Annotated in this window: 6 protein-coding genes; 5 read left to right on the top strand and 1 reads right to left on the bottom strand. The window is 73.9% G+C overall.

Features of this window, described 5'->3' with window-relative positions:
* Positions 1–340 precede the first annotated feature (340 nt).
* Positions 341–1,510, top strand: coding sequence for an exonuclease SbcCD subunit D (locus tag IH61_RS0139140; protein ID WP_031079068.1), 1,170 nt, complete (start codon positions 341–343; stop codon positions 1,508–1,510).
* Positions 1,507–4,503: an AAA family ATPase gene (locus IH61_RS0139135; RefSeq protein WP_031079066.1), complete on the top strand. Its 2,997-nt coding sequence runs from the start codon at positions 1,507–1,509 to the stop codon at positions 4,501–4,503. The genes IH61_RS0139140 and IH61_RS0139135 overlap by 4 nt, the downstream gene beginning before the upstream one ends.
* Before the next feature lie 66 nt (positions 4,504–4,569).
* On the opposite strand, the gene IH61_RS0139130 is transcribed toward IH61_RS0139135, so the two are convergent.
* Entirely contained in the window at positions 4,570–5,550 is a 981-nt protein-coding gene (locus tag IH61_RS0139130; protein WP_158845875.1) for a LuxR C-terminal-related transcriptional regulator, read from the bottom strand.
* A 104-nt stretch (positions 5,551–5,654) separates the two neighbouring features.
* Between IH61_RS0139130 and IH61_RS47555 the strand changes: the two genes are divergently transcribed.
* The 3 genes from IH61_RS47555 to IH61_RS0139115 all read left to right on the top strand — a co-directional run bounded on the left by IH61_RS47555 (position 5,655) and on the right by IH61_RS0139115 (position 8,766).
* Positions 5,655–5,900, top strand: coding sequence for a hypothetical protein (locus IH61_RS47555; protein WP_158845871.1), 246 nt, complete (start codon positions 5,655–5,657; stop codon positions 5,898–5,900).
* A gap of 78 nt (positions 5,901–5,978) precedes the next feature.
* The gene (locus IH61_RS0139120) at positions 5,979–7,283 is read left to right on the top strand and encodes a lysine N(6)-hydroxylase/L-ornithine N(5)-oxygenase family protein (protein ID WP_031079062.1); all 1,305 of its coding nucleotides are present in this window, start codon (positions 5,979–5,981) and stop codon (positions 7,281–7,283) included.
* Positions 7,284–7,416: 133 nt separating this feature from the next.
* On the top strand, positions 7,417–8,766 hold the full coding sequence (locus IH61_RS0139115) for an aspartate aminotransferase family protein (protein ID WP_234327532.1): 1,350 nt from the start codon (positions 7,417–7,419) through the stop codon (positions 8,764–8,766).
* Positions 8,767–8,839: the final 73 nt, after the last annotated feature.

Here is an 8,839-nt window from a genome sequence, read left to right as displayed (position 1 = left end):
CCACCGCCCCCACCGGAGGACACCCCGCCACCCCCGGCCCGACACGCGGCCAGCAGCACCCGCCACCGCCCGCTCTCCGAGGCCGAACACATCTCCCGCACGGTCATGCTTCCTCCTGTTTTTTCCGTTCCGTCCAGCACCGACAGGCGCCGACCACCCCGCCCCACAGAGCCGCCGACGTGGAGGAACATACACAGAGCCACTGACAATCCACCCCCAGTAATCGAACACCGGCCGGGCAGGGCGACGAGGTGGGCTCCGGTGGGGCCCGGTCCCCGGCCGGGCCTGGTGGTCGTGAGGTGGGTGGGGGTGTCGGTGGTGGGGGTTAGGGTCGGGGACCATGCGGCTGTTGCACACCTCCGACTGGCACCTCGGGCGATCGTTCCACCGGGAGAGCCTGCACGACGCCCAGCGCGTGTTCCTGGACCACCTGGTGGAGGTGGTCCAGGCCGAGGGCGTGGAGGCGGTGCTCGTCGCCGGGGACGTGTACGACCGGGCGCTGCCGGGGCTGGACGCGGTCGAGCTGTTCGACGACGTGTTGCACCGGCTGGCCGCCCTCGGCGTGCCGACGGTGTTCATCAGCGGCAACCACGACTCCGCCCGCCGCCTGGGCGTCGGTGCCGGGCTGATCGGCCGCGCGGGCATCCACCTGCGGACGGACCCGGGCGAGTGCGCCGTACCGGTCGTGCTGGAGGACGCGCACGGCCCGGTGGCCGTGTACGGCCTGCCGTACCTGGAGCCGACGCTGGTGCGCGAGCGGTTCGGCCTGGCCAAGGGCGGGCACGCGGCGGTGCTGGGCGCGGCGATGGACCAGGTGCGGGAGGACCTCGCCGCCCGCCCCGAGGGCACCCGGGCCGTCGTGCTCGCGCACGCCTTCGTCACCGGCGGCGCCCCGAGCGACAGCGAGCGGGACATCGCGGTGGGCGGGGTGGCCGCCGTGCCCGCCTCCGTCTTCGACGGCGTGCACTACGCCGCGCTGGGCCACCTGCACGGCTGCCAGACCCTCGCCCCGCACCTGCGCTACAGCGGCTCCCCGCTCGCCTACTCCTTCTCCGAGGCCGACCAGCGCAAGACCATGTGGCTGGTCGACCTCGCCGCCGACGGCACGGTCACCGCCGAGCGGGTCGGCTGCCCCCGGCCGCGCCCCCTCGCCCCCCTGCGCGACACCCTCGAGGCACTGCTCACCGACGAGAAGTACGAGGAGCACGAGCACTCCTGGGTGCAGGCCACCCTCACCGACCCGGTCCGCCCCACCGAGCCGATGGAGAAGCTGCGCCGCCGCTTCCCCCACACCCTGCAGCTGCTCTTCGACCCGCAGGGCTCCGAGGCCGAGCCCGTCCGCTCGTACGCCGCGCGGGTGAGCGGCCGGGCGGACCTGGAGATCGCCGAGGGCTTCCTGCGGCACGTGCGCCCGGGCGCGGAGCCGGGCGCGGAGGAGCTCGGCTGGCTGCGCGACGGGTTCGAGAGCGTGCGGGAGTCCGGCGAGCGGAAGGCGGAGCTGCCGCGATGAGGCTGCACAGGTTGACGGTGACCGCCTTCGGCCCGTTCGCGGGCACCGAGACGGTGGACTTCGACGCGCTCGCCTCCGGCGGGCTGTTCCTGCTGCGCGGCGCGACGGGCGCGGGCAAGAGCAGCGTGCTGGACGCGGTCTGCTTCGCCCTGTACGGCGAGCCGCCGGGCACCCGCCGGGCGAGCCGGCTGCGCAGCGACCACGCCGATCCCCGGCACCTGACCGAGGTGCGCCTGGAGCTGACGCTGGGCGGGCGGCGCCTGGAGGTCGTCCGGCTGCCGGAGCAGCGCCGGCCGAAGAAGGTCGGCTCGGGCACGACGGTCGAGCGGGCGCAGACGCTGCTGCGCGCCTGGGTGGAGGACGCGGGCGAGGGGGTGCCGGGCTGGCGGGCGGTCAGCAAGTCGCACCAGGAGGCCGGGGAGGAGATCCACCGGCTGATCGGCATGAACCGCGACCAGTTCTGCCAGGTGGTACTGCTCCCCCAGGGCGATTTCGCGCGCTTCCTGAAGGCGGACTCCGAGGAGCGCGGCAAGCTGCTGCGCCGGCTGTTCGACACGGAGCGCTTCCAGCACGTCGAGTCCTGGCTGGCCGAGCAGCGGCGCGCCCAGGAGGTGTCCGTGCAGACGGGCCGGGCCCGGCTGCGGGACTTCGCGAGCAAGGCCGACCAGGCGGCGGGCGCGGGCGCCGAGCCGCTCACCGAGGAGCAGCAGGAGGACGTCACCGGCGTGCTCGCCTGGGCGGCGGTGCTGCGCAGCGAGGCTTCCGAGCAACTGTCGGTGGCCGAGGCCGCGTTGGAGGGCGCCGGGGCCCGTCAGCGCGCCGCCCAGCGCGGGCGGGAGGCGGCGGAGCAGCTGGCCGCCCGCCAGCGCCGTCACGAGCAGGCGCTGCAACAGGCGCGCCGGCTGGCGGAGTTCGAGCCGGCGGCGGAGCGGGACGGCCTGCGGCTGGCCGAGGCGCTGCGGGCGGTCGGGGTGGAGTCGGCGCTGCGGCTGCGCGAGGGCGCGGCCGAGGCGCGGGAGCGCGCGGCCGAGGCGGAGCGGCGCTGCCGCGCCGAGCTGGACGGCACGGCCGCGACACCGGAGCAGCTGGCCGCGCGGGAGCGGGAGTTGCGCGCGGAGGTCGTCCGCCTGGAGGCGGCGGGGGAGGAGGAGCGCCGCTGCGCCCGACTCGACCGCGACGAGCGCTCCTTGGTGGCCGATCGGCGCCGCGCGGAGGAGCTGGCCGAGGAGGCGCAGGACTGGCTCGCCGAGTTCGAGGGCGAGCTCTCCCGGCTGGAGGCCGACCGTTCCGGGGCGCTGGAGGCGTGTGCCCGCGTCGATCGACTGGACGCCCGGCGCGAGGAGTTGGGCACCCGTCTGACCGCCGCCCGCGAGCGCGACTCCCTCAAGGTGCGTATCGGCGGCGAGGAGCCCCGGGCGGCGGCCCTGCGCACCGCCGCCCTGGACGCCCGTGAGCACTGCCTCGACCTGCGCGACCGCCGACTGACGGGCATGGCCGCCGAGTTGGCCGAGCAGCTGCGCGCGGGCGAGGCGTGCCGGGTGTGCGGTTCGCCGGAGCATCCGGCGCCCGCCGGGGCGTCGGCCGGCGGCCGGATCACCGCCGAGGACGAGGAACGGGCGGCGGCCTCCAGGGACGCGGCCGAGCGGGCCTGGCAGCAGGCCGACCGGGCACTGACGGCGCTGCGGGTGCGCGAGGCGACGGCCGCGGGCACGGCCGGACCGGAGAGCGCCGAGCAACTCGCGGACGCCCTGGAGGAGTTGGAGCGCGAGCACCGCGAGGCGCGGCACGCGGCGGAGAACCTGGTCCGCATCGAACGCGAGATCGGCCGCCTGACGCGGGAACGCACGCGCCGCCAGGAGGAGTTGCGGGGTGCCGAGGAGCACGCGGCCGTCCTCACCGACCGGCTGCGCAAGCTGGAGGAGGAGCGCTCCGAGCTGGAGGGCCGGGTGGCGGCGGCCCGGGGCGAGTCCGCCTCCGTGGCCGAGCGCGCGGCGGCCCTCGCCGCCCGGGCCGAGCTGGTCTCGGCGGCCGTGGCAGCGGCGCGGGCCGGGGCCCAGGCCCTGGCCCGCCTGGAGGAGGCACGGGACGAGCTGGCCAAGGCTTCCGCCGCCGCGGGCTTCCCGGACGCCGCCTCGGCGCTGGCCGTATTGCTGCCCCGCGAGGAGCGCGAGCGCCTCGAGGCCCGGCTGGCCCGGCACCGCGAGGAGAGCGCCGCCGTCCGCCGCGAGCTGGCGCTGCCCGAACTGGCCGAGGCGGCGGCCCGCGAGCCCGCGGACCTGCCCGCCGCCGCGGCGGCCCTGGCGGCGGCCACCGAGGGCCTCGGCCGGGCGCACGCCGCCAGGGCTGCGGCGGCGGAGCGCTGCACGGCGCTGGCCGGGATCGGTCGGCAACTGAACGCCCTGGCCGCCGAGTTGGGACCGGCCCTGGAGCGGTTCGAGCGGATCAACCGCCTCGCCGCGCTGGCGGCCGGCACCTCGACGGAGAACCGGCTGCGGATGCGCCTGGAGTCGTACGTGCTGGCGGCCCGCCTGGAGCAGGTGGCGGCGGCGGCCAGCGCCCGGCTGGTGCGGATGTCGGGGGGCCGCTACACCCTGGTGCACAGCGACGACCGGGGCGGCGGCAACAAGCGCTCGGGCCTGGCGCTGCGGGTGGTCGACGCCTGGACGGGCACCGAGCGGGACACGGCGACGCTCTCCGGCGGCGAGGGCTTCTTCGCCTCCCTGTCCCTCGCCCTGGGCCTGGCCGACGTGGTGACGGACGAGGCGGGCGGCATGCCGCTGGACACCCTGTTCATCGACGAGGGCTTCGGCACGCTGGACGAGCAGTCGCTGGAGGAGGTGATGGACGTCCTCGACGGGCTGCGCGAGCGCGACCGCGCGGTCGGCATCGTCAGCCACGTCGCCGACCTGCGCAGCCGCATCCCCGCCCAACTGCTGGTCCGCAAGGGCCGCCACGGCTCCACCCTCACCCTGGCGGCCCGCGAGAACAGCTAGAGCCCTCCCCCCGTCAGAGCCCTTCCCCCTGACAGAGCCCCTCCCCCGTCCAGAACCCCTTCCCCGTCAGAGCCCCTCCCGCCGCGCCGTCGCCGCCACCATGCCCGAGGTCGCGAGCAGGTAGCCGAGCTGGGCGCGGCTGGTGCTGCCGAGCCGGGAGGAGAGCCGGCGCACGTGCTCGGCGGCGGTGCGGCGGCTGACGCCGAGGCGGCGGGCGATGGAGTCGTCGGTGTGCCCGGAGATGAGCATCCGGATGACGACCTGTTCGACCTCGGAGGCGATCCGGGGCTGGCTGGGCCCGTCCCGTTTGGCCTCCGGCAGCGGGACGGCCCGGTCCCAGCCGCTCTCGAAGACCTTGCGCAGGAAGGCGATCACGGCCGGGTGCCGCACCTCGACCGCGGAGACCCTGCGGTCGCCCGCGCCGGGCAGGTAGGCGACCTGGTCGTCGCAGATGATCAGCCGTTCGAAGAGTTCGTCGAGGGTGCGCACCTCCGCCCCGGCGGCGCTGATCTGCTCGACGTAGTCGAGGGTCGGCGGGTGGTAGCGCACGGAGTGCTGGTAGAGGGTGCGCTGCCGTACGCCGGAGCGCAGTAGCGGCAGGTCGCGTTCCAGGGCTTCGGCGAGGAGTTCGGCCGAGCGTCCGCCGCCGGGCTGGGCGGTGAGCAGTTCCTCGCGGCAGGAGGCGACGGACTGGGCGAGGGCCTCGCTGATGAGGCGTTCGCCGGTGAGGACGGTCAGCCACTCCTTCTGCTGCTGCATCGCGCCCGCGTAGAAGGCGGTGGCGGGGACGAGGAGGCGGCGGACGGCCTCGGCGGCGGTGCGCTGTTCGTCGATCAGTTCCTCGATGGGGCGCACCAGTCGGGAGGTGACGAGTTCGGGCGGTACCGGGACGTAGGTGTCGGGCTCGGGTTCGGCGGAGGCCGGGACCATCAGGCCGAGGGTCCTGAGGCACGGGGTGACGATGGCGGTGGGCAGGTTGCCCCGGTGGACGGCTTCGCGGTACCTGGCCAGGCCCTCGGAGCAGAGTTCGGGCAACCCGGACAACATGTCCGAATTATTCTCACTTGTGCACATTGCCCCTCCCGCATGAACATGCAAATCATTAATGTGAATCATGCTACCTCCTCCGGATGCGAGGGGCCTGGGGCAGGATGAAGTCACCGATGAATTCCTTGCCGATCGCTCCGGAGAATGACGTGTTCAAGCCGCGAGAAATACCCGACCGCGCACTTCAGGCCATCACCGTGGCCATTTTCACAGCCCTGCTCGGAATTTCCACCGCAGCATCTTCGGGAATTCACCCGGGCCATTCCACGGTGCGCGCCGACTCCGCCTGGGGCTCCCCCGCCCCGGCCGTCGCCGTGCGGGCCCCGGCCGCTGAAGCCACCGGCGCCTGACGTCCAGGCCACCCCGGGTCGAATTCCGGGGAAACGCACGCCCGCAAGCACGGTCACATCGAATGGAGAGGTCGATTCATGCAGCCCTACGACATCCTCGGAATCGGTTTCGGACCGGCGAACCTGGCCCTGGCGATCGCCCGTGAGGAACAGGAGGCCACGCTTTCGGCGAAGTTCCTGGAATCCAGGGACGAACCGGCCTGGCAGCCCGGCATGCTGCTGGACGGTTCCGACATCCAGAACCACCCCTGCCGGGACCTCGTCTCGCTGCGCAACCCGCGCAGCCGCTACTCGTTCCTCAATTACCTGTTCGAGCACGGTCGCATGATCGAACACCTCAACCTCCCGGCGGAGTTCCCGCTGCGCAAGGAGTACGCCCGCTACATCACGTGGGTGGCCCGCCACTTCGGCGACGTGGTCGACTACGGCCGACGGGCCGAGCGCGTCTCCGTGGTCGAGCGCGACGGCGAGTCGCTCTACGAGGTGACGGCCGGCACCGGCGAGGTCTACCTCGGCCGCACCCTGGTCGTCGGCCCCGGCCGCACGCCGTTCGTCCCGGAGCCGTTCGCCTCCCACCCGGGCCGGCGCGTCTTCCACCTCACCGACTACCTGTTCCGGCTGGAGGAGTTCACCTCGAAGCGGGCCCCCGAGTCGGTGGCCGTCATCGGCGGCAGCCAGAGCGCCGCCGAACTGACCCTCGACCTCGCCCACCGCTTCCCCCGCGCCCGGGTGCGCAACCTGGTGCGGGCCTTCAGCCTCAAGCTCAAGGACACCAGCCCCTTCAGCGAGGAGGGCTACTTCCCGGCCTTCACCGACTACTACGTCCAGGCCGACCCCGCCGCCCGCCGCCGGCTCGACGCCTACCTCCACGGCACCAACTACTCCGCCGTGGACGGCGACGTGCTGCGCGACCTCTACATGCTCATCTACGAGCAGCGCCTCGACGGCGACCAGCGGGTGTTCGTCGACGGCAACCGCCAGGTCGGCGCCGTGCGCGAGGAGGGCGAGCGCGTCGCCCTGGACATCACCGAGGTCAACACCGGCGCCGTCGAGACCGACCACTTCGACCTGGTCGTCGTCGCCACCGGCTTCCGCGACCTCGGCCCCGGCCCGGACCAGGAGCTCCACCCCAAGGTGCTCACCGGCATCGCGGACCGCTTCCGCACCGAGCCCTCCGGCGCCCTGCACGTCACCTCGGACTACGCCCTCGAGGCCCGGCCCGAACACGCCGGCACCCCGCCGCTGTTCCTCAACGGCCTGTGCGAGTCCTCCCACGGCATCGGCGACGCCGGCTCGTTCAGCCTGCTGTCGCTGCGCGCCCAGACCCTCCTCGACGGCCTGGTCAAGCACGGCGGCTTCGGCGCCGAGACCCTGGCCCGCTGAGACCCCGACGCACCGAGACCTCCACGCGCCGAGACCCCGACGCGCTGAGGACCGACGCGCCGAGCCTCCGACGAGACGCGCACCTCGCACCTCCCACCACACCACTCCCACCACACCACGAATGGAGCCAGGTGTGTCAGCAACCCTGACGCCGCACGTCCGCACCGCGATCCCCGGCCCCCGCAGCAGCGAGCTCCTCAAGCGCCAGGCCGACCGCGAGTCCAACGCCCGCAGCTACCCGCGCCGCCTGCCGATCGCCGTCGCCCGCGCCCAGGGCAGCCTGATCGAGGACCTCGACGGCAACGTCTTCCTCGACTGCCTCTCCGGCGCCGGCGTCCTCTCCCTCGGCCACAGCCACCCGGACCTCGTCGCCGTGGCCGAGCGCCAGCTGAAGACCTTCGTCCACGGCCTCGACCTGCCGACCGGCCCCAAGGACGACTTCACCGAGCAGCAGTTCTCCATGCTGCCCGCCACGATGCGCGAGACCACCCGCATCCAGTTCTGCGGCCCCACCGGCGCCAACGCCGTCGACGCCGCCATCAAGCTCTGCAAGACCTACACCGGCCGCGGCGACATCGTCTCCTTCCAGGGCGGATTCCACGGCAGCACCCACGCCGCCATGGCCCTGACGGGCCTGGTCGAGCAGAAGAGCCCGATCGCCAACGGCCTGCCCGGGGTGCACTTCTTCCCCTACTCGGCCTGCCACGACTGCCCGTTGGGCCTGCGCCCCGACAGCTGCTCCACCAACTGCGCGACCTACCTGGAGAAGTCGCTCAAGGACCCCAACGGCGGGATCGTCAAGCCGGCCGCCGTCATCCTCGAGCTCCTCCAGGGCGAGGGCGGCGTCGTCCCGGCCCGCCTGGAGTTCGTGCGCCGGCTGCGCGCCGTCACGGCGGAGCTCGACATCCCGCTGATCGTCGACGAGGTGCAGAGCGGCTGCGGGCGCACCGGCACCTGGTTCGCCTTCGAGCAGTACGGCATCGAGCCGGACGTGGTCGTGGCCTCCAAGGCGCTGAGCGGCATGGGCCTGCCCGCCGCCGTCATCCTCTACCACCAGCGGCTGGACACCTGGGCGCCCGGCGCCCACAGCGGCACCTTCCGCGGCAACCAGCTCGCCTTCGCCACCGGCGCCGAGGCGATCCGGGTGATCCGCCGCGACGGCATCCTGGAGAACGTCCGCGAGCGCGGCGCCCAGCTGATGAACCGTTTCACCGCGCTGCAGGAGCGCTGCGCCTGGGTGTCGGACGTCCGCGGGCTGGGCCTGATGCTCGGCATCGAGCTGACCGACCCGGCCACCGGCGAGCGCGCCTCCGGCCTGGCCAAGCAGGTGCAGAGCGCCGCCCTGGAGGAGGGCCTGATCCTCGAACTCGGCGGCCGGGACGACTGCGTGGTGCGGCTGCTGCCCCCGCTGACCCTCTCCGAGGCGGAGGCCGACTTCGCCGCCGACGTCCTCGACCGGGTCTTCGCGCGCCTCACCGCCTGATCCCCCTCACCGCCTGATTGCCCCTCATCCCCCGGTCCCCCTCCCCCCGAACCGGGCGCGGGGCGGCCCCCGG

This window comes from Streptomyces sp. NRRL WC-3742 (assembly GCF_000720635.1).
Lineage (GTDB): Bacteria > Actinomycetota > Actinomycetes > Streptomycetales > Streptomycetaceae > Kitasatospora.
This window is presented reverse-complemented; position numbering and strand designations above follow the sequence as displayed.

Bases quoted from the DNA above. Each gene is read 5' to 3' on its own strand.
- IH61_RS47555 (WP_158845871.1), top strand. From the start codon at position 5,655: ATGAAGTCACCGATGAATTCCTTGCCGATCGCTCCGGAGAATGACGTG.
- IH61_RS0139130 (WP_158845875.1), bottom strand. From the start codon at position 5,550: ATGTTGTCCGGGTTGCCCGAACTCTGCTCCGAGGGCCTGGCCAGGTAC.
- IH61_RS0139120 (WP_031079062.1), top strand. From the start codon at position 5,979: ATGCAGCCCTACGACATCCTCGGAATCGGTTTCGGACCGGCGAACCTG.
- IH61_RS0139135 (WP_031079066.1), top strand. From the start codon at position 1,507: ATGAGGCTGCACAGGTTGACGGTGACCGCCTTCGGCCCGTTCGCGGGC.
- IH61_RS0139140 (WP_031079068.1), top strand. From the start codon at position 341: ATGCGGCTGTTGCACACCTCCGACTGGCACCTCGGGCGATCGTTCCAC.